Source organism: Pseudomonas coleopterorum, assembly GCF_900105555.1.
Classification (GTDB): Bacteria; Pseudomonadota; Gammaproteobacteria; order Pseudomonadales; family Pseudomonadaceae; genus Aquipseudomonas; species Aquipseudomonas coleopterorum.
Genome location: NZ_FNTZ01000001.1, coordinates 122,617 through 144,586, shown reverse-complemented (window position 1 = coordinate 144,586; position 21,970 = coordinate 122,617). Strand labels below are relative to the sequence as shown.

At 56.8% G+C, this 21,970-nt stretch carries 20 protein-coding genes and 1 riboswitch; of the genes, 10 read left to right on the top strand and 10 right to left on the bottom strand.

What is annotated here, in order from left to right:
* Positions 1-62 precede the first annotated feature (62 nt).
* The 5 genes from copC (at position 63) to BLV18_RS00615 (ending at position 4,803) form a co-directional block, all read left to right on the top strand.
* Complete coding sequence (gene copC / locus BLV18_RS00635) at positions 63-446, top strand: copper homeostasis periplasmic binding protein CopC (RefSeq protein ID WP_090355422.1); 384 nt, start codon at positions 63-65, stop codon at positions 444-446.
* Positions 447-448: 2 nt separating this feature from the next.
* On the top strand, positions 449-1,384 hold the full coding sequence (gene copD, locus BLV18_RS00630; RefSeq protein ID WP_090355419.1) for a copper homeostasis membrane protein CopD: 936 nt from the start codon (positions 449-451) through the stop codon (positions 1,382-1,384).
* Between the two features lie 294 nt (positions 1,385-1,678).
* Entirely contained in the window at positions 1,679-2,299 is a 621-nt protein-coding gene (locus BLV18_RS00625) for a hypothetical protein (RefSeq protein ID WP_090355415.1), read from the top strand.
* 396 nt (positions 2,300-2,695) lie between these two features.
* Positions 2,696-3,379 (top strand): heavy metal response regulator transcription factor, encoded by a 684-nt coding sequence (locus BLV18_RS00620; protein WP_090355412.1) that lies wholly within the window; start codon positions 2,696-2,698, stop codon positions 3,377-3,379.
* Complete coding sequence (locus BLV18_RS00615; protein ID WP_090355409.1) at positions 3,376-4,803, top strand: heavy metal sensor histidine kinase; 1,428 nt, start codon at positions 3,376-3,378, stop codon at positions 4,801-4,803. The genes BLV18_RS00620 and BLV18_RS00615 overlap by 4 nt, the downstream gene beginning before the upstream one ends.
* A 36-nt stretch (positions 4,804-4,839) precedes the next feature.
* Here the strand turns inward: BLV18_RS00615 and BLV18_RS00610 are convergent, their stop codons facing one another.
* From BLV18_RS00610 to lgt, 7 genes are all read right to left on the bottom strand, one after another.
* Positions 4,840-5,673 carry a thymidylate synthase gene (locus tag BLV18_RS00610; protein WP_090355406.1) on the bottom strand — a complete coding sequence of 278 codons (834 nt, stop codon included), beginning with the start codon at positions 5,671-5,673 and terminating at the stop codon, positions 4,840-4,842.
* Complete coding sequence (locus BLV18_RS00605) at positions 5,670-6,176, bottom strand: helix-turn-helix domain-containing protein (RefSeq protein ID WP_090355403.1); 507 nt, start codon at positions 6,174-6,176, stop codon at positions 5,670-5,672. The genes BLV18_RS00610 and BLV18_RS00605 overlap by 4 nt, the downstream gene beginning before the upstream one ends.
* On the bottom strand, positions 6,173-8,245 hold the full coding sequence (locus BLV18_RS00600) for a tyrosine-type recombinase/integrase (protein ID WP_090355400.1): 2,073 nt from the start codon (positions 8,243-8,245) through the stop codon (positions 6,173-6,175). The genes BLV18_RS00605 and BLV18_RS00600 overlap by 4 nt, the downstream gene beginning before the upstream one ends.
* Positions 8,242-10,593, bottom strand: a complete 2,352-nt coding sequence (locus BLV18_RS00595) for a site-specific integrase (protein ID WP_090355395.1) — start codon at positions 10,591-10,593, stop codon at positions 8,242-8,244. The genes BLV18_RS00600 and BLV18_RS00595 overlap by 4 nt, the downstream gene beginning before the upstream one ends.
* Complete coding sequence (locus tag BLV18_RS00590; protein WP_090355392.1) at positions 10,590-11,837, bottom strand: tyrosine-type recombinase/integrase; 1,248 nt, start codon at positions 11,835-11,837, stop codon at positions 10,590-10,592. The genes BLV18_RS00595 and BLV18_RS00590 overlap by 4 nt, the downstream gene beginning before the upstream one ends.
* Before the next feature lie 89 nt (positions 11,838-11,926).
* The gene (thyA, locus tag BLV18_RS00585; RefSeq protein ID WP_139210994.1) at positions 11,927-12,631 is read right to left on the bottom strand and encodes a thymidylate synthase; all 705 of its coding nucleotides are present in this window, start codon (positions 12,629-12,631) and stop codon (positions 11,927-11,929) included.
* Between the two features lie 54 nt (positions 12,632-12,685).
* Positions 12,686-13,498: a prolipoprotein diacylglyceryl transferase gene (gene lgt / locus BLV18_RS00580; protein ID WP_090355389.1), complete on the bottom strand. Its 813-nt coding sequence runs from the start codon at positions 13,496-13,498 to the stop codon at positions 12,686-12,688.
* Positions 13,499-13,848: 350 nt separating this feature from the next.
* Here lgt and BLV18_RS00575 point away from each other — a divergent pair, with 350 nt between their 5' ends.
* On the top strand, positions 13,849-14,592 hold the full coding sequence (locus BLV18_RS00575) for an NRDE family protein (RefSeq protein WP_090355385.1): 744 nt from the start codon (positions 13,849-13,851) through the stop codon (positions 14,590-14,592).
* A 6-nt stretch (positions 14,593-14,598) separates the two neighbouring features.
* Here BLV18_RS00575 and BLV18_RS00570 read toward each other — a convergent pair whose 3' ends face one another.
* The 3 genes from BLV18_RS00570 to BLV18_RS00560 form a co-directional block, all read right to left on the bottom strand.
* Positions 14,599-15,426 (bottom strand): TIGR03915 family putative DNA repair protein, encoded by an 828-nt coding sequence (locus BLV18_RS00570; RefSeq protein WP_090355382.1) that lies wholly within the window; start codon positions 15,424-15,426, stop codon positions 14,599-14,601.
* Entirely contained in the window at positions 15,423-16,643 is a 1,221-nt protein-coding gene (locus BLV18_RS00565) for a putative DNA modification/repair radical SAM protein (RefSeq protein WP_090355379.1), read from the bottom strand. Before BLV18_RS00565 ends, BLV18_RS00570 begins: the two co-directional genes overlap by 4 nt.
* 123 nt (positions 16,644-16,766) lie before the next feature.
* A complete protein-coding gene (locus BLV18_RS00560) occupies positions 16,767-17,162 on the bottom strand; it encodes an acyl-CoA thioesterase (protein WP_043191602.1) in 396 nt (131 codons plus the stop codon).
* A 197-nt stretch (positions 17,163-17,359) separates the two neighbouring features.
* Positions 17,360-17,467, top strand: a riboswitch (S-adenosyl-L-homocysteine riboswitch).
* A 20-nt stretch (positions 17,468-17,487) separates the two neighbouring features.
* Between BLV18_RS00560 and ahcY the strand changes: the two genes are divergently transcribed.
* The 4 genes from ahcY (at position 17,488) to BLV18_RS00540 (ending at position 21,854) form a co-directional block, all read left to right on the top strand.
* Positions 17,488-18,897 carry an adenosylhomocysteinase gene (gene ahcY, locus BLV18_RS00555; RefSeq protein WP_049861659.1) on the top strand — a complete coding sequence of 470 codons (1,410 nt, stop codon included), beginning with the start codon at positions 17,488-17,490 and terminating at the stop codon, positions 18,895-18,897.
* 69 nt (positions 18,898-18,966) lie between these two features.
* On the top strand, positions 18,967-19,812 hold the full coding sequence (metF, locus tag BLV18_RS00550; RefSeq protein WP_090355377.1) for a methylenetetrahydrofolate reductase [NAD(P)H]: 846 nt from the start codon (positions 18,967-18,969) through the stop codon (positions 19,810-19,812).
* A gap of 76 nt (positions 19,813-19,888) precedes the next feature.
* Positions 19,889-20,971: a hypothetical protein gene (locus tag BLV18_RS00545; protein WP_090355374.1), complete on the top strand. Its 1,083-nt coding sequence runs from the start codon at positions 19,889-19,891 to the stop codon at positions 20,969-20,971.
* A 52-nt stretch (positions 20,972-21,023) separates the two neighbouring features.
* Entirely contained in the window at positions 21,024-21,854 is an 831-nt protein-coding gene (locus tag BLV18_RS00540; RefSeq protein WP_090355371.1) for a substrate-binding periplasmic protein, read from the top strand.
* Positions 21,855-21,970: the final 116 nt, after the last annotated feature.

The window sequence follows — 21,970 nt, the reverse complement described above, 5'->3', positions numbered from 1 at the left end:
CTTAGCGGCAACAATAATTATCTAACCTCATTACAACAGCTACGCGCTGTGAGGAGCCTTGCATGTCAGTATTTAAATCCTGTTTTGTGGCCGTCGCTCTTTCTTCCAGCCTTCTGCTCAGCGCAGTTGCCCAGGCTCACCCGAAGCTGCTGTCTTCCACTCCAGCTGAAGGCGAGAGCGGCCCTGCTCCTGCGAAGATTGAACTGCACTTTTCTGAAAACCTAGTTACCCAGTTTTCCGGAGCCAAGCTGGTCATGACGGAAATGCCTGGTATGTCTCACTCCCCTATGCCCATGAAAGCCAGCGTTGCAGGAAGTAGCGATCCAAAAACAATGATCCTGACTCCAGCTGCCCCCCTCACCGCTGGCACCTACAAAGTAGAATGGCGAGCGGTCTCCTCCGATACCCATCCGATTACCGGCAGCGTTACGTTCAAAGTGAAATAAGCATGGGCGACCCGTTGAATGTGGCGCTGCGCTTCGCGCTTTATCTCGATCTGATGCTCCTGTTCGGCCTGGCGGTCTTTGGACTGTACAGCTTTCGGGGTAAAGAGCGTGTGTCCGGAGCAGTGTTGCATTTTGGGTGGATACTGCCCGGCACCGCTGCTATAGGCATGCTTTTGTCCATAGCAGCTTTCGTGGTTATGACGAGCAACATGAGCGGCGCCTCCGATTGGACGGGGCTGCGGCCACACTTGGAAATGATGCTGTACGAGACCGAGATCGGCTTTAGCTGGGTGACGCGCATGATCTCGCTAGCGGTGGTCATTGCTGTCGCAAGCCAGAGCAAGCGATGGCCAACAGAGAGTCTATGGGTTGCTACCTTAGCTGGCAGCATCGCCCTGGCGACGCTCGCGTGGACAGGTCATGGGGCCATGGATGAGGGTGCCAAGCGGTTCTGGCACTTTGCCGCTGATATCCTGCATCTACTTGCCGCTGGCGGGTGGATCGGAGCTCTCGCGGCGTTTGGTTTGATGCTAAGGATGAAAAGCTCTGATCCAGAGCTACTCGTCCGGGTGCTGCCACGAGCGCTCAGCGGATTCGAAACAGCAGGCGCACTGATCGTTGGCACGGTCATAGTTACCGGCGTCGCTAATTATCTTTTCATCGTTGGGCCGACAGTGGTCGATGTCATATCGGGCACCTATGGTGTTCTTCTACTCGTGAAACTCGTGCTGTTCGTGGGCATGATCGGACTTGCTACCCTGAATCGTTTCTACCTGAGTCCTGCCCTTGAGCGATCTGCGCAGGCCGGTGATTACTCTCTGGCAGTGACTGCCTTGAGAACAAGCGTGGTGCTTGAATCGACCTGTGCTGTGGCCATCGTCGTCTTGGTGGCTTGGCTTGGGACACTGAGCCCGTCTATCGACATGGCTCAAGGGTGAGTTAAAAGCAGATCTGAGCGGTTCCTAATGCGGCTCAAAGTCGAACCAAGTCAGGCGTTCTTGACTTCAGGCTTTCCTGGGCTGTGGTGTGGTCGATGAGCTCGCCTGCTGCAGGACTACAACGTTTGAATGGGACGCAAAATTCTCCTCATGATAGGATCAAAAACTGGTCAGTCTGGATCAAGCGGTCGGCACGCATAGGTAACCCACAGACGTCGCTCCACATCCTGTCACGTGCATTCGACATCAGTCATTGCGGGCAGCCGACACCGCGTAGACATATGGAGAATGATTATGCGTGTTCCAATCCATCCTGATGACCTCGTGGCCGGCACCGGTTTTATTCGGCTTGCTAGAACCTTGAAGCGCGAGTGGCTCGGTATCGAACCGATCAGCCTGTCTCAGGCGAGCGAGTTGATGTCGAGGTGCCTCGGCTACTCGAATCTTCACGACATGAAGCGTAATGCCAAGCAAGGCAGTGCTGAATTCGCGCCTCTCGCTAACGTGATGACTCAATGCCTGGCTACAATGACGGCTGAGCTAATGGAATCTGGCCAATGCAGAGTACTCAACATTGGCGAGCTTCAGGAGCAGATTTTTCAATGGCCGTTCCTGCAATTGAGTACCTACCGTAACCACTACGGGCATGCGGACAATCGGGTAGTCGGTCAAGCAGTAAAGACTGAGCTCATTGATGCTTATATGGATACTCTAACGGCCAGGCCTAAGCAGCAAATGCCGGTGCTGCCCCCCCCATTCACGACTCGTGACCTGCAAGCGATGTTAGGGCATGTGCCACTAAATTCAACGTTCGATTATTTATCGATGACATCAGGCAAGTGTCTCCATGGTGTAGACGGGGCATCGCTGATGACGTCCGTTGACTGCTTGATCTGTAAACCGTTGATTCATTAAACAGGTCGTCGCTACGTGCGCCCGACAGCGATAAGGGTGATGCGGCACAGATATGGTGCCCGTGTACTGAGGTACAAACGCCCGGTTGATCACCGGGCGTTGTGCTTTCTGCTCTTAGTTATGCAGCCGACTTAGGAAGGATTGTCTGCTTCATGTGATGGCTAAGCCGCGAGTCGCGCTTACGCACCGACTACAGGGTAGGTTAAGCGCAAATACTCAGATTGCCGATTATATTTCTGTAAGCCGCCTGCTCGCTGCTTTGACCGTGTCTACCTCACCTCGACCTGCCTTCAAGGGAAGCTATCCGCAGGCTTCGAGACGATTACATTTGCGTCAGCTTGCGCATAGCGGCCAATTTGGTCGCACACTCGAAGGCCTCACAACCGGAGCCCAAGCATGAAACTCTTGGTAGCAGAAGACGAACCCAAAACCGGAATTTACCTTCAGCAAGGCTTGGTGGAAGCCGGCTTCAGTGTCGACAGGGTTGTGACAGGGACGCAGGCATTGCATCAAGCACTGAGCGAGACCTACGATCTCCTAATTCTGGACGTAATGATGCCGGGCATTGATGGCTGGGAAGTCATCCGAAGCATCCGCGCAGCCGGGCGAGCAGTTCCTGTGCTGTTTCTAACGGCCAGGGACGGAGTTGATGATCGGGTCAAGGGGTTGGAGCTAGGAGCTGACGATTATCTGGTTAAGCCATTCGCCTTTTCCGAGTTGCTTGCTCGCGTCAGAAGCTTGCTTCGCCGAGGTTCCGCCGCGCCCAACCAGACATCAATCAAGATCGGGGATCTGGAAGTCGATCTTCTGAAGCGCCGCGCCATGCGCTCTGGTCGCCGGATAGACCTCACGGCTAAAGAGTTTTCGCTACTTGAACTGCTGATGCGCCGTAGGGGCGAAGTTTTGCCAAAATCACTGATTGCATCGCAGGTCTGGGATATGAATTTTGACAGCGATACCAACGTGATCGAAGTCGCCATTCGCAGGCTTCGGGCCAAGATTGACGATGACTTCGACACCAAACTGATTCAGACCACGAGGGGAATGGGCTACATGCTAGACACTCCCGATACAGAATGAGGCGAGCATCTCTTACCCTGCGGTTGAGCATGATGTTTGTCTGTGCTGTCGTCGCCGTGCTGGTTGTAGCAGGCTTTACCTTCGATGCGTTTAGCCAACATCATTTCAAGGCGCTCGACCGTCAGGCGATGACGGAAAAGCTCGAATCCATCCGGCAAATTATGGATGGCAAAGCTGGCTCCGCAGACTCATCAGAAGTCGTGTTGCAATTACAGGCGTTGCTTGGTGCTCATCAGGAACTCTCGGCCTCGATTACCACCAAGGATGGGAAGACGATCTTCGCGACCCCGAATGCAGTTGAGCATCCTCCTTCCTACTCGGGCGTCCCTGGAGAAGACATGTGGGAGTGGACAGCTGGCGACCATATGTACCGAGGCATGCGGGCCCAGGTTCGCTTAGTAAACGAAGCCGAGCCACTGACCGCTTGGTTGAGTCTAGATATCACCAGCCATCTGCATTTCGTCGAAACCTTACGGTGGTGGCTGGTGATCGGGCTGACGATCAGTGCTTTGGTCAGCGCAGCTTTAGGATGGCTGGTGGCGCGCAGTGGGCTGAAGCCGGTAGCACAGGTGACCCAAGTTGCGGCCTCGATGTCAGCCGGATCGCTGAAAGAGCGCATCCCGATGGACGCGGTACCTCGCGAGCTTGAAAGCCTTGTCTCTTCGTTCAACGCCATGCTTGCTCGCCTTGAAGAGTCATTTGTTCGGCTGTCCAACTTTTCGGCTGATATCGCACACGAGCTGCGCACTCCGATCAGCAATCTGCGAACGCACACCGAAGTCATCCTCGCAAAAAAACGTGCGCCCGAGATCTATGAAGAGAATCTCTATTCCAATCTGGAGGATCTGAACCGGCTCTCAAGCATTATTGATGGCATGCTGTTTTTGGCCAAGTCGGATAACGGTTTGGTTCTGCCAGCCAAAGAGAAAATAGAGCTACGGTCGGTCGTCGAAAAGCTCTTCGAGTATTACCAGTTGCTGGCAGACGATACCGGGGTAAAGCTACAAGTCTCCGGGCATGGCGCAGTGTACGGTGATGGCACGATGTTGGATCGGACGATTTCTAATCTGTTGTCTAATGCGCTCAGATATACCCCACCTGACTCTGCGATCTCCGTCAGAATCAACCCAAATGGCGACATGATCAGCTTGTCAGTGCAAAACCCCGGCGAAGAGATAGCGGCAGAGCATTTGCCCCGGCTGTTTGACCGTTTTTACAGAGCCGACCCTGCCCGCAGAGAAGGCGCCACCAACAACGCGGGGTTAGGGTTGGCAATCGTAAAATCGCTGGTTGATGTTCATGGAGGCACCGTTGGATGTGCCTCCGGGGCAGGTCATACGACGTTTACGATCAGCCTGCCCGCTTGGGACAGCGATGCTCACCATCCGACCTATACCAATGCAGCGGCGCCCTCGCTGGGATAGGCGAGGTAACCACCGCTACCTTACAGCCGTAATGGCTCAGATGGATACAGGAGCGGGTATATGAGGATGCGGATCGTAGCCCACGATCTCAAAATCCTCGAATTTATAGTCGTAAATGCTAGCTGGCTTACGCTTGAGAACCAGCTTCGGAAGTTGGCGCGGCTCGCGAGTAAGTTGTAACTTCACCTGCTCAATATGGTTCAGATAAATATGAGCATCGCCCATGGTTACTACTACTTCACCCAGACCCAAATCACATTGCTGAGCCAGCATGTGAGTCAGGAAACTAACGCCAGCCAAATTGTAGGGATTTCCGAGTAGTAGATCGCTCGATCGAATATATAAATGCGCCGACAGCTTATTGTTGGCCACGTAGAATTGGTAAAGCAAATGGCAAGGCGGCAGTGCCATCTTTCCGTTACGAGCATTCTCTTGTGGGCTCACTGACTCATCGGGCAGGTACTCGACGTTCCATCCATGGAAGAGGATGCGCCGACTGTTCGGATTGGTCTTGAGCGTATGGACGACGTAGTCAATCTGGTTGATGGTCTTGCCATCCTGGGTCGGCCAAGCAGTCCACTGCTTACCGTAGATTGGCCCAAGCTCGCCGTCCTCAGTCGCCCATTCATCCCAGATTTTGACACCATTCTCCTTGAGCCATTTGGTGTTGGTGTCGCCGTTCAAAAACCAAAGCATCTCATTGATGATGCTCTTGAAATGCAGCTTCTTGGTGGTGAGTAGGGGAAAACCCTCTTCCAGATTATGACGGAACTGGCGACCAAAGACGCTCAGCGTGCCCGTTCCTGTCCGGTCGCCTTTCTCGACGCCGTTTTCCAGAACGTCGGCCAGCAACTCGTGGTACACCTTCATTTCGATTCCTCAAGATTTACGCTGACCATATGCAGCGCATCACGCAATTTTTGAATTTCAGTTTCCTGCTGTCTGATCGTCAATCGCTGCTCTTCGGTGACCTGGACGTAGTAGTCCCTGGACTCACGGACGGTAGACAACCGCTTATCGATCGAGGCGAATGAGCTCTCAGCTTCCTGGAACCTATTAAACCAATAAAGCACTTCCAGTCGGCTCTTTTCAAGCCGTTGCATGAGAATCGTCTTGGGATCCTGCTTCTTCTCTGCCTTGACCCGTTGAGCAAGCACCTCCATGCGTCGAGTGTCCTTGATGGCCTCAAGACGCTCCAGGGGCCATCGGCGCTGCCTAATAGTGTTGCGATGAATGCCCGTGATCCGACCGAGCTCGGCAGCTGTAGGCTTCAACGACTTGTCAGAGGCGATCTGCATGATCCCTTGAGCCAGCAGCTCAGTGTTCTTGTCGAAGTCGTGCTTATTTTTGTCATCAAAAGCTTGGCCGGTCATACTTCAACCTCCTCGCCCAGATACTCTAAGACGCCTTTGGCTTCTTCCATGGCGGCACGAAGCTCTTCTTCGACCTGTGCCGACGCCGGAGAACTCAATGCAAGGCTGTTCTGGACATAGACTTCCCGCCATTTCGGTGCATGAACCTTAGAGACCACGGCGTTCTTGCAACGGATGGGATTGCAACGCAACGATCCAATGCAGGGCAGCGACTCATCATGCTCCTCACGCTTCATGCCGTAACAGAAGCCCTGACCAACGTTGATGATCGCCAGACGCTTCTTCACCATCTGGGTAATGATCTGCTCCTTGGTGTAACCAGCAGCCATGTACCCATCAAATACCTTCTTCATCCGGGCCTTATGGATTTGCGCATTCGGGCCGGCATAGTTTCCATCGGGATCGCAAAAGCTCGTGATGTACTCTTCCTCTGCCATTTGGAGAGGCGTCTTTCCACCCGAGCGACCTCCTTTGGAAAGGATTGCCGCGATGGCGCCATAGCCGAGCGAGACTTCACTAAACGCCTTGTTTTGACCCGCCCCACCTACTAGGTCGCCAAAATGCTTCAGCTGGTGAGAGATAAAGGGCAACCCAAGCTCAGCCCTGGCCATATGGTGAGCCAGGGTATGGCGCAAGGTGTAGGGAGAAAATGTAAGCGTCTCATATTCCTCGTCAGTCAGAATCTCCTCGAAGAACGCCCGAAATTGAAATGTGATACCCGTCGAGGTCATCGATGTCGGCTCTGCTCCTTGAGCAACGGTGTCCACGTTAGAAAACAGGTATGGGTTTTGTTTGACCTTTGCGATCAAACACGCAGCACGAATCGCGTCGCGCACGATGGGAATAGCGATCCACTTATCGTCAAACAACTTTGCCAATCCTTGGCGGTGCTTGATTACGTTGCTGATCAGCAGCCAATAATCGTTCTCTTGCTCTATGCACGATTCAACCAAGATCTCGGCGAGCTCTGAGGGGCGCATACCCGTGTACTGAGCCACAAGGTAGCAGGCACTATAGGAAACAAAGTTAATGTACTGGCGAAAATCATCCCCAAGGTGCACATCGGTAAGCTGGATCAGGTTCACAGGGGCTTTGAAAGTATCTAGGTACTGATCCGAATGAAACTCTGGTCGCACCTGAACCATCGCCTCAGACATCGCGTGAAAATCATAGCCCTTCCTGCGAAGCCGCAGCGCTACGTAAAGATCGAAATTGTAACGCGACAGCCCCTGAGATTTGCCCAAGGAATACTCCTTGGCGGTTTGACGAGTCAGGGCAACCAAGTCATCGACAGGCTCGCCCAGTACGCTCAGGAAATCGACGACAGCAAACGAGGCTTCGCGGGAGGCCTTCTCAAACACATCGCTTGGAAGGATTCGATATATTCTGTCAGCCTCTTCGGTGTGCTTAATCACCTTGGCCCAAGACAGAGACTCAAGCTCAACATAGGGTAGAGGCTTGTCGAAAATCTGCTCCTGGAGAAAAGGCGACCTGACCAAGTTGAAAAATCTTTTGATATCAGGGCCAAAAGCGTGGGGGTGAACAACGGCTGCGGCACGATACATGCCAGCATCGAAATACGTCAGACCATGGTAACCAACCTCGAAGAACTCATCCGTCATGAGCTGGCGCGCCTGCTCTGACATCGAGCTCAGAAAGCTCAGGCCCGCCTTGATACACGGGATGACGGTATTGGCCTTGACGTTTCTCCCAGAATTCGCCAGTGATCTTAGGCTGGAAGGTATCTTCAGCCAGCAGTACATGGCGACCTTCACTTCGAGAATTGCTGACTGGTTAAGCGCTGGGTACAGCTCGAAGTTCAACCGCAGCTTGGCGCCCTTGATGTTTCTGGCAGCATTAGGGTAGTCATCATTGAAGTCCCAAATCGGATCACCAAGCGTCGAGCGTTTGCTTACCGGCAAAGCCATGAGCGCGTTGTACCAAGAAAGCATTTCCAACGGCACCCCGCTGGTTCCAGAGCCTTCCCGCTGGATACCGACCAAAAGGACATGCGCCACATCCCGCCATTTTTTGTAGGCTGCAAGCTCCGGAAACATGACCTCACTCATAGCGCGACTCCTTCTGTGAGGATATTGGTCTGAAGGTTTTCAGAAAGTCGCTCGGCTTTGGCAAGCTCTTCTGCTGAGAAATCCGACGTCCCTGGATCGAGAATGCTGTTAAGCACGTCAAGGTTGTCCAGGATAACGACTCCATAGGGCGTATCGAGCACCCGATTGACCTCGATCATGCGATGGTAGTCGCGCCGCCTGGCAAAGAGCTCTGGCAAGTGGGAGACGGTGATGATGCTGTTACTGCACGAAAGGCATTTGTTGAACAGCGTGCAAGGCTTACTGGGGTCGTAGCCCGTGAGGCTTTTGATAAAATCCGGTGGATCGAACACGTTCATGCACGTAACACTTCCAGTTTCCAACGGCATACTCTTTGGGGTGGGCTCGATTGTCCGGGTTGGAATGATAGTTGCCGTTTCGTTCAGGGTGTCTTGGTGCATCTCATGGAGCACTTTATTCAACATCCTGCGCGCCATGGGGTTGAAATCCATCTGATCTAGATAAGCCATAGTGGTGCTCAGGCTCTTATGGCCTAGCAGGGCCTGGATTTCACGAGGGGACACTCCACGCTCAATCAGCTCACTCACGAAACTTGGCCGGAAGCGGGAGGGTGACAGTCTGAGCCGCTCACCTTCCTCGTCAACTAAGCCATGATCAACCGAAAACCTTTCCAAGATCTTATTAAGTAGGCTTTGGCCGGAGTTTTCGACAGAGTCGATCACGCCAAATTTCCTTGGAGAACTTGATCGATAGATAAATAGTTTATTGCTTACTAACGCCGGAGCCTCCATACGGATATGACGAGTAAGGAACTTAACATCATCGAAAATCTGCTTGACGGCCCGCCCTTGAGACATAGTCAACCATGAAATTTCCGCATGGAAAAGATCAAGAGGATACATCTTTTCACCTTCAGACCTTTCCTTCCAATAGAGTAAACAAGGCCGATCTGTCAAATCATGATTCTCAATAAAGTCATCCAACTCAAGCCCAACCAGCGAGTCTGCGTTCATGCCCGTAACCTGAGCAAGCCTAGCCATGTAGGGAGCCAGCACTCGACTATCAACTTGATAAAGAACGCCCCAATCTTTATAGATTTGAAATATCGACTTCGATGATTTCGCGACTATGCTGATGAAAGCTTTCTCGTAAATATTTCCCTGATCGACAGAGTTAAAACTTAGGGGCTTACACGCTAGCTTGTTTTCAAATATCCATCGAGCATTATCGAGCTCCGCACACCCTCTGCGAATTTTCCCACTATCTTCGAGAGGATCTTCACCTACGCTGCCCAGCGTATAGGGTTGTGCTAGACGGTTAGTTTCTGCAATTTCTTGCACAATGGCATCGGCTATGCGAGCCCGGATGGGTGCTGCATAAGGTTTGTATTTATCGGTTTCGCGTTCTGTATCGAAGCCCTGCGCTGGCATGAAATTAGTCAGCCCCAAGCCTTCAATCTGGAGTGCGCGATTCATCATCTTTCGAGCCGAGCTCATCATCGAACTGCAGTGACTAGTCGACAACAGGCGTTCTATTATCTTTTCTTCAAGATAACCTCTGAATTTTGGAAGCGTGTAAGGTGTCACCAATTCACGAATATCTTCAAGACCTGTATAGCCAGAAGCCTCAAGAAAATTTCGATAGTATTTGAAAGCCTCAATGAAGTTATTCTGGCCTGAACTGCTACTACTCAGCATCGATGAGACGCTAAACAAATGAAGGAGGTGGTCAAATGGCCGCTCAGGCTCTGGCAGTGCAATATCGGAAAATATATGTATGTGGGTCGTGCGCAGTGCTCGGAAAGCATCTTTCAACGACTCCGTTTTTTCGACCGGCTTTTTCGAGGCAATGCGCTGCTCGACAGTCTGGTAGTTTTCGTCAAGAACACCGAGTTCTCGCAGATCACTAAGAATCTCCTCTAACGTCTGCCGTACAAGTTCATAGTTTGTCCTTGCACCAGAGAATCCCGCCAGCTCAGGAATTTCACTTATGAACCCCTGATATAGAATGGAATTAGCATAAACGGGAATGGATAGCTGCTCTTCCTTGGACATACCCTCGTACCAGGCCAAGAGCCGTCGCCGCCACTCGCAAGCCCCTGAAGGATGCCCTGAGACGATTATTCTTTCGGCACGCATTGCGTCTAAGACCGGCTCGAAGTATGAAGATCTTTTTGAAATTGCAGCCGGGCTCAGATTGGTCTGTTCAATCACATAATTAGCGGACACAGCCACGCTAGCGTTTGGGCTTAAGCGAACCTTAAGCAATGATGCCCGATCATCTGTTGCACGGGCCACAAACGATTCGATGACTGCATCTACCTGAGCACTATTCAACCGACTACTCATTTCATATCTCCAGCATCAATTCTCAGGCGCGTCTGTTGGGAAAGCTCGGCCATCTCACCTGCTTTCGTTTTGGTTTCAGTGCCAGGGCGGACGAGCTTTTGATAAAGGTCGTGAGGAATCTGAGTGTAGGTTTCCGACGTTGTGAGCCGCGAGTGGCCCAGCGTCTTCTGCACGGCGACCATCCGATCAAGGAAATCAGTACCGATGTCCGGCGTCCTGAGCAGGGCGTAGGCGTTTCCGTGGCGCAATTTGTGAGGGGAAATCATCCTGTCGATCCTCAATAGATCAAGGGCACGCTTCGAGGTGCGCTCTAGGAGCTTTGAGATCGAGCGAGCAGTGTATTGGCCACCCTCAGCGTTCAGGAAAGCGGGGGTGTCCTCCGCATTGCGGAATTGGCCTTTGTACATCCTGTATAGCGGGGAGGAGTGGTACTTTTTTACGCGCAGCAGGGTAGCTCGGCTCACTAACGTGTCACGCGGTTTGAAAGAGTCTGCAGAGCCCTTGCTGCCATCGATACGCATGGGGCAGTAATCAGCATTGACGCTGACAGAAGCACCAGGCGAGACGAACAAGGTGTCTTGGAAACGAAGGGCGTCATCAATCGCCTTCAGAGTTACCCGCGGGACTTCTGAGCGTCGCACGCCGGTATCGTAGATGAACTGCAGCAGGCAGCGTTCACGCTCACTTTGCGTGGCCAAGATGAGCTCTCTGAGGTTGTCCAGCGAGCAGGCGATCACCAATCTCTTGTTTGGCCGGGGCGACAGCAAGCCACCTACGTAGGGGTTAGGCCCAGTTCGAGGAGCCGGAAGATCATCTACTCCTCGGCACAAGGACTTGTTGAAGAAAGCCATCAGGGATGAATCGCGGTTGCGCACAGTCTTCTTCGAAATCTCCTCGGCTTCACGGATGTGAGCAAAGTACTCCTCGATAACGTGAGTCCGGATTTCCAAGAAGGCTGAGTCGCGCTCACAGTCTGCGAACTCACGACGCCCCATCAGGTACTCATGGAAGTACCCCAGGTTCCTGCCATAGGTAAGGGCTGATTGCTGGGAGATCAGAGCGTTCCGGAGCTCGTGGGATAGGAACCCCGAGATCAGAGGCATCAGACGCTCATCGTCATCGAAGACGGCTGCCCCTGTAAGCTTCAAGGCTTCCTGAGTCTGGTACTCATTGGAAACATCGTCCCGCCTGGTCGGGGACTCACTGAGATCAAGAGGTTGACCCCGTACTGCTACTACCTTCATTCCTTCCACTCTCCTCAAAACGGCCCGCACTATACACAATGTGCATTAGCGTTGGGGCACAATAAATGAGCCTGGAAGGTAAAGCTTTGCTACGCAGCCATTGCGTACTGTGCAGGTTCTTGAAGGGGGTATAAAAGACCCAGGTCGTTGGAGCGGATGTACAGTGTCAACGAGATCTCGCGGGTTTCCGGGTTGGGATGGAACTGGTACAGCAGATGGCACGGCGGCAGCGCCATTTCATCGAGCTGGGCGCAGTTCCAGCCGTGGAACAGGATTCGACGGCTGCCTGGGTCCTTGATGATGGTGTCGAGGCACTGGCGAATCTGGTCGATGGCTTTGTACAGCACCACGAAGCTCTCGCCGTTTTCCTCGGCCTGGGCAATCTGCCGATAGCCTTGGCTGACGGCCAGTTCGATCGCCGCGGGGTTGCTCAGGGCGATGCGTTTGTAGGCTGGCCACTGGCGCCACTGCACGCCATAGATCTCGCCCAGGTCGTCTTCACCCTGGCGGAAGGGGTTGGCCAGCCACTGGGCGTTCTCGTTGGCGTTCTGGTCCCAGACCTTACAGCCCAAGGCGCGGAATTCGGCGGCATTGTTGACGCCGCGCAGGAACCCGACCATTTCGCCGATGGCCGACTTGAAGGCCAGGCGCCGGGTGGTGATCGCCGGAAAGCCTTCCTGCAGGTCGAACCGCAGCATGGCACCCGGGAAACTGATGGTGCGCACGCCGGTGCGGTTGCTTTGCAAGGTGCCGTTCTTGATGACGTGGGCGACCAGTTCCAGATATTGCTTCATGACGTACCTGCATCGTTCAGGGCGCAACCTTGGTCGCGCCCAGGCAAAAAAGAATCAAACAGCCGGGCGCGGAGCCGCCGGCGCGCGGTGGTAGGCCAACCAGATCAGCCCCAGACCGCCCAGGATCATCGGCAGACACAGCACCTGCCCCATCGTCAGCCAGCCCCACGCCAGGTAGCCCAACTGCGCATCGGGCACGCGGACGAACTCGACGATGAAGCGGAAGATGCCGTAGAACAGGGCGAACATGCCCGATACGGCCATCGTCGGCCGCGGCTTGCGCGAGAATAGCCAGAGGATGACGAACAAAGCGACGCCTTCCAACGCAAACTGGTAGAGCTGCGAAGGGTGACGGGGCAACTGCGCCGGATCGCTGAAAGGCGGGAAGATCATGGCCCAGGGCACATCGGTGGGTTTGCCCCACAGCTCGGCGTTGATGAAGTTGCCGATGCGCCCGGCGCCCAGACCGATCGGCACCAGCGGAGCGATGAAGTCCATCAGCTGGAAGAACGACTTGTCGTTCTTCCTGCCGAACCACCACGTGGCCAGCATTACGCCCAGCAGCCCGCCATGGAACGACATGCCGCCCTTCCACACCTCGAATATCAAGGTGGGGTTGGCGATGTATTGCTCCAGGTCGTAGAACAGCACGTAGCCGAGGCGGCCGCCGAGGATCACCCCCATTGCACACCAGAACACCAGGTCCGAGAGTTTTTCCTTGGTCCAGGTCGGGTCGAACCCGTTGAGCCGGCGTGAGGCCAGCAACCAGGCGCCACCAATGCCCACCAGGTACATCAGGCCGTACCAGTGGATTTTCAGCGGTCCGATGGCCAGTGCCACCGGGTCGATCTGCGGGTAAGGCAGCATTGCAATTCCTCAGCTAAGCAAAAAACTCATGCCGACGCCGAAGGGCAGCGCGGCGAACAGGTGTTTGAGCACCTTGAACGATAATCTGTGCGCCCGGCGCGCAGCGTATCTGGCGAAACCAGACGGTGATGGCGATGCATGCCAAGGCGGGCGCATGGGCGAATTCGGAACTATACGCTGGGCCAGGGCACCGTGCAGGCACCGGGCGGTAGGTACATCGCAATTTCATGATTGCGCCCGCAAACCGTTCGGCATGGTACCGGAACCGGGCCCTGACGCTCCACCTTGCAGCGATGGATAGACCGACAGCGGATCGGTAGAGTGAAGCCAAACTGCAAGGATTTCCACGTATGTGCCTGATCGTTTTCACCTGGCAGCCCGGCCATGACACACCGCTGGTACTGGCAGGCAACCGTGACGAATTCCACGCCCGACCCACGGCGCCGTTGTCCCAGTGGCGGGATTCTTGCGGGGTGTACGCCGGTCGGGACCTGGAAGCAGGCGGTAGCTGGCTGGGGATCGGGCCGAACGGGCGTATCGCCGCGCTGACCAATATCCGGCGCCCCGGCCAGCCACCCGCGCGCCGCTCCCGAGGTGATCTGGTGGCGGGTTTTCTGACCGGTGAACTGTCGATCGAGGCTTATCTGCAGGCCGTCACGGATCGCCTGGACCAATACGCCGGATTCAATCTGCTGCTCGGTGATGGTCAGCGCCTGTGCTACCTGCACTCCGCTGCAGGCACGCCGCAGTATCTGGAGGCAGGCACCTACGGGCTGTCCAATGCCAGCCTCGACACGCCATGGCCCAAGCTGGTGAAAGCCTGTCACGGGCTGGAGGTCGCTGGTAGCCAGCCTGACGCATTACTGGCAATGCTGGCCGATGCCGACCAGGCACCGGAACATGCGCTACCTGATACGGGCGTGGGCCTGGCCACCGAGCGGCTGCTGTCGAGTGTGTTCATTACCGGTGCCAGCTACGGAACGCGCGCCAGTACGGTAGTTATCGTTGACGCCGAGGGTCATCGGGAAATGATCGAGCGCAGCTTCGGTCCGCTGGGAAGTGTGCTGGGTGAAGTTCATCTGCAGGGGGTCTAGCGAGCGCTAAACCGAGCGTCCGATGCGCTTGCCCTGGCGTTTGCCGATGTCGCGAGCCTGGCCATCACGCTGCTTGCCGGTGCGCGCATCGCTGATCAGGCCGGGAATCAATGCGCCTTCAGGCAGATTCTTCCAGAAGCGAGTGGGCAAGTGACCTTGCATGACCTTGGGGTTCAAGCGCGCCGGGTTGAAGATGTGGCTGTAATAGGTCAGCCACAGCTCGCCCTGCGGGTCGTGGGCTTGCTGCGCCAGTTGCTGCCATTCCAATGGGCATCGCCGTTCGTGGATCAGCTGGGTGCCGTCGTAATAGACACCGTCCTGAGGCGTCGCTATCAGCCAGCGGCTGCGCCCCATGCGCCCGATGAAATGCTCGCTGGCCAAGGCCAGGATGTCATGAGCCGGTTCGTGCCAAGCCACGTATTCAGGACCGGGAGGACCCTCGGTCGCGACCGGCATCTCGACGAAGCGCAGAAAGGCATGCAGATGATGGCTCTCGCGCCGAACCTGCTTGATACGCCGGTGCAGCTCACTGCCCAGGCGATCACCGGCCAGCATGGCCGTGCGGTCGCCATGGCTGACGCGCCAGAGCACTTCGTATAACAGGCTCCAGCGTTGCTCGCCACGGTACTGCGCCGCGCTTTGCAGCAGCTCGATGAGGGCCACGGGAATGCGCGCCTGGAAAGGACCGATTTCCTCCGGGTAATGCTCGTCCGTGGCGAACAGGTCCGCTACGGTGTTCCAGCCCACATGACTCGGATCGATCTGATGGCTGAGCAGCCAGCGCGCCTGTTGCCGCCAGGTGGCGAACAGGTCGTCGCAGTCCAGGCATATCATCCCCAGAGCCCCAACTGCTGGGGCTGCGGACGATCACGCAGCTGGTCGCGCAACAGCAAAGTAGAGATTTCTGCCTGCTGTGGGTGGTAGTCGCTGGTGATGAAGAACGGCTTGGCCTTGGCCAGTACGCAACGCAGGCGGGTCAGGTCTTCATAACGGATCCGCCGCTGCCGACGCAGCTCCACCAGGCGCTTGGTGGTACGCAGGCCAATGCCGGGAATGCGGGCGATCAGTGCAGGTTCCGCACGGTTCAGATCCAATGGGAAAACGCTTCGGTTTTCCAGCGCCCAGGCCAACTTGGGATCGATGTCCAGCGCCAGGTCGCCCGGACCGGAGAGCAGCTCGTCGGCCTTGTAGCCATAGCTGCGCAGCAGGAAATCGGCCTGGTAGAGGCGGTGCTCGCGCATCAGTGGCGGTGCTGCCAGCGGCACGCTCTTGGGGCTGTTGGGGATGGGGCTGAACGCCGAATAGTAAACCCGTTTCAGGCCGTAGTTGCCGTACAGGGATTCAGCGCTGTGCAGGATGGTGCTGTCGTCGGTCTGGTCGGCACCGACGATCATCTGCGTGCTTTGCCCGGCCGGCGTGAAGCGTGGCGCGCGCGGTTCGTTGAGCACGGTCTGCTGGCCCGTGTAGATGGTGCTCATGGCTTTCTTGATCGATTTCACGTCCTTTTCCGGCGCCAGGGTCTGCAGGCTGACATCGGTGGGCAGCTCGATGTTCACGCTCAGGCGATCGGCGTAGCGACCCGCCTCTTCGATGAGTGCCGGGTCGGCTTCGGGAATGGTCTTGAGGTGGATGTAGCCGCGGAACTGATGCTCCTCGCGCAGCAGGCGCGCCACGCGGATCAGCTGTTCCATGGTGTAGTCGGCCGAGCGGATGATGCCGGAGCTCAGGAACAAGCCGCTGATGCAGTTGCGCCGGTAGAAGTCCACGGTCAGGCGCACCACTTCTTCAGGCGTGAAGCGCGCCCGTGGCACGTCGCTGGAACGGCGGTTGACGCAGTACTGGCAGTCGAACAGGCAGAAATTGGTCAACAGTATCTTGAGCAACGATACACAGCGACCATCCGGCGTGTAGCTGTGGCAGATGCCCATGCCGTTGGTCGAACCCAGCCCGCCCTTGCCTTCGGAGCTGCGCTTGGGCGCACCGCTGCTGGCGCACGAGGCATCGTACTTGGCGGCGTCGGCGAGGATGCTGAGCTTATCGATCAATTGCATGAAATTTCCCGATACTGTTTTTATGTACAGTACAGAAATACAGGCCCTTCATCAACGCCGCCGGTCGGCTAGAAGCCAGGCCACACGCGGCCTGGAACGGGACGAGCGCTACATGGGCCGGGTTCAGTCGATGGTTTCGAACTGATCCTTGATGTAGCGGATTTCGGTGCGCCCATGGGGTGCCGGCAGGCCGTCTTCGCCCAGGTTGACGAACACCAGCTTGTCCACGGTGAGGATGCTCTTGCGCGTGATCTTGTTACGCACCTCGCAGGTCAGGGTGATGGAGGTCCGGCCGAATTCCGTGGCGGTGATGCCCAGTTCGATGATGTCGCCCTGGCGCGAGGCGCTGACGAAATTGATCTCGGAGATGTACTTGGTCACCACCCGCTGGTTGCCAAGTTGCACGATGGCATAGATAGCCGCTTCTTCATCGATCCAGCGCAGCAGGCTGCCGCCGAACAGGGTGCCGTTGGGGTTGAGGTCTTCAGGTTTTACCCATTTGCGCGTATGAAAATTCATGCTGGCTCCTCTGCTCTTCACCTAAGTGTGTCGAATCATGGCAGACCACAGCGCCCGCCTCCATTGAGCTTTGCCTATCAATACCATTATCCATCCGGCGGTAATCGTCAGAAATACTTTGGAAGCTGGCCACACCTCTATATAATCGCCAGCGATTCACTCAACGGCCTTCTTCATTTCCCGGCCGTTCCCGCCACCCGTCCGAGGGGCGCTGCAGCAGGTTCGACCTGTCAGGCTCGGATGGGGCGTTGTCCCTACAGGTCTTGCCTGGGGACGCCAAACGCATACAACGGCGCCCATTCGAACCTACGAATGGAGGCTCTTAATGAGCGCTGTACTTACGCCTGCTGGTTTTTCCGATTTCAAAGTCGCCGACATCTCCCTGGCTGCCTGGGGCCGTCGCGAAACCATCATTGCCGAGTCGGAAATGCCCGCGCTGATGGGCCTGCGCCGCAAATACGCCGGCCAGCTGCCGCTTCAGGGCGCGAAGATCCTGGGCTGCATCCACATGACCATCCAGACTGCCGTGCTGATCGAAACCCTGGTCGCCCTGGGTGCCGAAGTTCGCTGGTCCTCGTGCAACATCTTCTCCACCCAGGATCAGGCCGCCGCCGCCATCGCCGCCGCCGGTATCCCGGTGTTCGCCTGGAAAGGTGAAACCGAGGAAGAATACGAGTGGTGCATCGAGCAGACCATCCTCAAGGATGGCCAGCCATGGGATGCCAACATGATCCTGGACGACGGCGGCGACCTGACCGAAATCCTGCACAAGAAATACCCGGCCATGCTGGACAAGATTCACGGCGTGACCGAAGAAACCACCACTGGCGTGCACCGCCTGCTGGACATGCTGGCCAAGGGCGAGCTGAAAATCCCGGCCATCAACGTCAACGACTCGGTGACCAAGAGCAAGAACGACAACAAGTACGGTTGCCGTCACAGCCTTAACGACGCCATCAAGCGCGGTACCGACCACCTGTTGTCGGGCAAGCAGGCACTGGTGATCGGCTACGGTGACGTGGGCAAGGGTTCGGCTCAGTCGCTGCGTCAGGAAGGCATGATCGTCAAGATCTCCGAGGTCGACCCGATCTGCGCCATGCAGGCTTGCATGGACGGCTTCGAGCTGGTCTCGCCGTTCATCGATGGCATCAACGATGGCACCGAGGCAAGCATCGACAAGGCACTGCTGGGCAAGATCGACTTGATCGTCACCACCACCGGTAACGTCAACGTCTGCGATGCCAACATGCTCAAGGCGCTGAAGAAGCGTGCCGTGGTCTGCAACATCGGCCACTTCGACAACGAAATCGACACCGCTTTCATGCGCAAGAACTGGGCATGGGAAGAAGTGAAGCCACAGGTCCACAAGATCCACCGTACCGGTGCCGGTAGCTTCGATGCGCAGAACGACGACTACCTGATCCTGCTGGCCGAAGGCCGTCTGGTGAACCTGGGCAACGCCACCGGCCACCCAAGCCGCATCATGGACGGCTCGTTCGCCAACCAGGTGCTGGCGCAGATCTTCCTGTTCGAGCAGAAGTACGCCGACCTGGACGCCGACGGCAAGGCTGCCCGCCTGACCGTCGAAGTGTTGCCGAAGAAACTGGACGAAGAAGTGGCCCTGGAAATGGTCCGCGGCTTCGGCGGCGTGGTCACTCAACTGACCCAGCAGCAGGCCGACTACATCGGCGTGACCGTCGAAGGTCCGTTCAAGCCAGAAGCCTACCGCTACTAAGCGTTCAGGCTCTTGATACGGCGGGCCAGTCAACGCTGGCCCGCTCGATGGGTTTACCGAGAAACTGCCATGTCTCACGATCGTCCCTTAAGCTTCGAGTTCTTTCCCACCAAGACCGATGCCGGGCATGAAAAGCTGATGGGCGTCGCCCGCCAGTTGGCTGCCTACAAACCCGATTTCTTTTCCTGCACCTACGGCGCCGGCGGTTCGACCCGCGACCGTACCCTGAACACCGTTCTGCAGCTGGAAAACGAAGTCAACGTTCCCGCCGCTCCGCACCTTTCCTGCGTGGGCGACAGTAAACAGGACCTGCGCGGCCTGCTCGACCAGTACCGGTCGGCCGGCATCAAGCGCATCGTCGCGCTGCGCGGCGACCTGCCATCGGGCATGGGCATGTCCAGCGGCGAGCTGCGCCATGCCAATGACCTGGTCGAGTTCATCCGCGCCGAAACCGGCGACCACTTCCACATCGAAGTGGCGGCCTACCCCGAGATGCACCCGCAGGCGCGCAACTTCGAAGACGACCTGGTCAACTTCGCGCGCAAGGCCAACGCCGGCGCGAGCAGTGCGATCACCCAGTACTTCTTCAACGCCGACAGCTACTTCTACTTCGTCGAGCGCGTGCAGAAGCTGGGCGTGAACATCCCAATCGTGCCGGGCATCATGCCGATCACCAACTACAGCAAGCTGGCGCGCTTCTCCGATGCATGTGGCGCAGAGATCCCGCGTTGGGTACGCAAGCAGCTGGAAGCCTATGGCGATGATGTGAAGAGCATCCAGGCGTTCGGCGAGGAAGTGATCACTCAGATGTGTGAGCGCTTATTGCAAGGCGGCGCACCCGGCCTGCATTTCTATACCCTGAACCAGGCAGAACCCAGCCTGGCCGTATGGAACAATCTGAAACTCAGCAGCTGAGTCTTTCAGGCGGCCCAAGGCCCTGGCATTTTGCCGGGGCCTTTTTTTGTCGATCACCAGCAGTAGAATCAAGTCCATGCACACTCGAATCGATTCCTCACGCCCGCAGCTGGTCTACCTGGTGTTCGGTGCCGACACCTACCATCGCGAAGCGGTCTTCAGCATCTGCAGCGCCTTGGCGCGCCTGCGGGAAACCCCCGATCACGGCCTCGACATCCAGGTATTCACCGATGACCCGGCGCCCTATCGCGACCTGCCGGTGCGGGTACGCAATTTCGATACGGCCACCCGCGAAGCCTGGATGCAGCCGCACGGCTATCATTTCCGCATCAAGCACATGGCGCTGCGCGAAGTGTTGCGCGAGTCCGAAGTGGCCCTGCTGATCGATACCGATACCTTTTTCCATCAATCGCCACTGGCGCTGTTCGAGCGCATCACGCCGGGCAGCCTGCTGTGCAATTCGATTGGCATTCGCTACGGGGAATGCCCGGAGAGCGTGCTCTACTCCGCGCTGAGTGCGGAGCTACTGGCACGTGGGCTGGCCGATGACCAGATGCCGCTGATCAATTCCGGTGTCATCGGGCTGCACGCCAACGATGCCGGCCTGCTGGAGCGCTCCATCGAGCTGATGGACGATCTGTATCCGCGCGCCGAGGGTGCCTACATTCTCGAAGAGTTCTGCCTGGGCATCGCCGCCTACAAACGCTACTCGATCCGCGAGTGCCCCGACCTGATTCACCATTACTGGAGCCGCAAGCAACTGTTTCGCGCCAAGGTCATGGCCTGGCTGCGCAAGCATCAGGACGTACCGCTCGACCCCGTCGCGTTGGACGAGACCCGCCAGGTTACCGCGCAACTGCCTCGTCCGCCCGCTGCGCAACGCCTGCTGTTCAAGGCCTTGACCCTGATGCTGCCCGGTGATCAGCGGCAATTCGTGCGCGAAGTGCTGTATGGCTGCTACCCCCATGCCAACGAGTTCGACCAGGCCTGTGCACCCGTGTGGTGGGAGAAGGCCCAGGACAACGTCGAGCGGCGCATGCGCACGCCGTTGCAGCCCCGGCAACTGGAGCAATGGCTGGGCCATCCGGGGGTTCGGTTACTGCTGGGCCGTCGTCGCACTTCCATCTATCAGCACCTGACGAGTCGGCAAAAGTCCTGAAAGCCCGGCGCAGACCTTTTCAAGCAGGGCAAGGCGTCGTAATCTCCGGCCCATGGTTGCCATCCTCCGCTCGTTGCCCTCTGCGCTTCTCCTTTGCTGGTGCCTGCAGGCCCATGGCGAAACGCTGCGCATCGTTACCGATTCATGGGCGCCTTATGCTTTTGAAGAGAACGGCACCGCGCACGGGATCGACTACGACATCACGGCGCTGATCTTCGAACGCCTGGGCATCCAGGTGCAGTGGCAGTTCCTGCCATGGAAGCGCTGCCTGGCCATGCTCGACCAAGGACAGGCGGATGGGATCCTCGACATCTTCCAGACCAACGAGCGCGATGCCAGCCTGTTCTACGCCAGGGAACCGCTGTCGGAAGTGGAATGGGTGTTCTACCAGGCCAATGATCGACCGCACCCGGTACACAGCATGGCCGACCTCGACGGGCTGACCGTGGGCATTACGGCCGGCTACGACTATGGTGACGAGTTCGAACAGGCGCCCGGTGTCACCCGCGAGAGCGGGCCCAGCCAGGAAGCCAACTTCGGCAAGCTGGCCAAGGCGCGCATCGACCTGTTGATCACCGACCGCCGCGTGGGGGAGTACACCGTCAAGCGGCTGGGCCTGCAGCATCGAGTCAGTTCGCTGCCTATGGAAGTCGGTAGCAATCCGCAGTTTCTGGCGGTGCGCCGAGGCGCTGGAATGGATCTGCTGGTGCAGCGTTTCGCTGCCGAACTGCGCCGGTTCAAGCAGGAGCCTGCTTATGAGCAGCTACTGGCACGCTATGCCGTTGGGCCAATGAGTGGTAAAACGATACCTTCCGCTGCGCCGCAGACATTGCAGCCAACGCCCGCAGGCACCGCTGGGCAGCGTGAAAGCAGCGCAATGTGATTGCTCTGTTATACTCGGCCCTTGTGCCAGGCTTACGTCCGGCCGCTCGGCCTTGCCAAGGCCTCCCGAAGCACCTGCCCGCTGGGCCTGAGCCCGCGCACCGCTTCGTGAAGCGC

Bases quoted from the DNA above. Each gene is read 5' to 3' on its own strand.
- copC (WP_090355422.1), top strand. From the start codon at position 63: ATGTCAGTATTTAAATCCTGTTTTGTGGCCGTCGCTCTTTCTTCCAGC.
- copD (WP_090355419.1), top strand. From the start codon at position 449: ATGGGCGACCCGTTGAATGTGGCGCTGCGCTTCGCGCTTTATCTCGAT.
- BLV18_RS00625 (WP_090355415.1), top strand. From the start codon at position 1,679: ATGCGTGTTCCAATCCATCCTGATGACCTCGTGGCCGGCACCGGTTTT.
- BLV18_RS00620 (WP_090355412.1), top strand. From the start codon at position 2,696: ATGAAACTCTTGGTAGCAGAAGACGAACCCAAAACCGGAATTTACCTT.
- BLV18_RS00615 (WP_090355409.1), top strand. From the start codon at position 3,376: ATGAGGCGAGCATCTCTTACCCTGCGGTTGAGCATGATGTTTGTCTGT.
- BLV18_RS00610 (WP_090355406.1), bottom strand. From the start codon at position 5,673: ATGAAGGTGTACCACGAGTTGCTGGCCGACGTTCTGGAAAACGGCGTC.
- BLV18_RS00605 (WP_090355403.1), bottom strand. From the start codon at position 6,176: ATGACCGGCCAAGCTTTTGATGACAAAAATAAGCACGACTTCGACAAG.
- BLV18_RS00600 (WP_090355400.1), bottom strand. From the start codon at position 8,245: ATGAGTGAGGTCATGTTTCCGGAGCTTGCAGCCTACAAAAAATGGCGG.
- BLV18_RS00595 (WP_090355395.1), bottom strand. From the start codon at position 10,593: ATGAGTAGTCGGTTGAATAGTGCTCAGGTAGATGCAGTCATCGAATCG.
- BLV18_RS00590 (WP_090355392.1), bottom strand. From the start codon at position 11,837: ATGAAGGTAGTAGCAGTACGGGGTCAACCTCTTGATCTCAGTGAGTCC.
- thyA (WP_139210994.1), bottom strand. From the start codon at position 12,631: ATGAAGCAATATCTGGAACTGGTCGCCCACGTCATCAAGAACGGCACC.
- lgt (WP_090355389.1), bottom strand. From the start codon at position 13,498: ATGCTGCCTTACCCGCAGATCGACCCGGTGGCACTGGCCATCGGACCG.
- BLV18_RS00575 (WP_090355385.1), top strand. From the start codon at position 13,849: ATGTGCCTGATCGTTTTCACCTGGCAGCCCGGCCATGACACACCGCTG.
- BLV18_RS00570 (WP_090355382.1), bottom strand. From the start codon at position 15,426: ATGATATGCCTGGACTGCGACGACCTGTTCGCCACCTGGCGGCAACAG.
- BLV18_RS00565 (WP_090355379.1), bottom strand. From the start codon at position 16,643: ATGCAATTGATCGATAAGCTCAGCATCCTCGCCGACGCCGCCAAGTAC.
- BLV18_RS00560 (WP_043191602.1), bottom strand. From the start codon at position 17,162: ATGAATTTTCATACGCGCAAATGGGTAAAACCTGAAGACCTCAACCCC.
- ahcY (WP_049861659.1), top strand. From the start codon at position 17,488: ATGAGCGCTGTACTTACGCCTGCTGGTTTTTCCGATTTCAAAGTCGCC.
- metF (WP_090355377.1), top strand. From the start codon at position 18,967: ATGTCTCACGATCGTCCCTTAAGCTTCGAGTTCTTTCCCACCAAGACC.
- BLV18_RS00545 (WP_090355374.1), top strand. From the start codon at position 19,889: ATGCACACTCGAATCGATTCCTCACGCCCGCAGCTGGTCTACCTGGTG.
- BLV18_RS00540 (WP_090355371.1), top strand. From the start codon at position 21,024: ATGGTTGCCATCCTCCGCTCGTTGCCCTCTGCGCTTCTCCTTTGCTGG.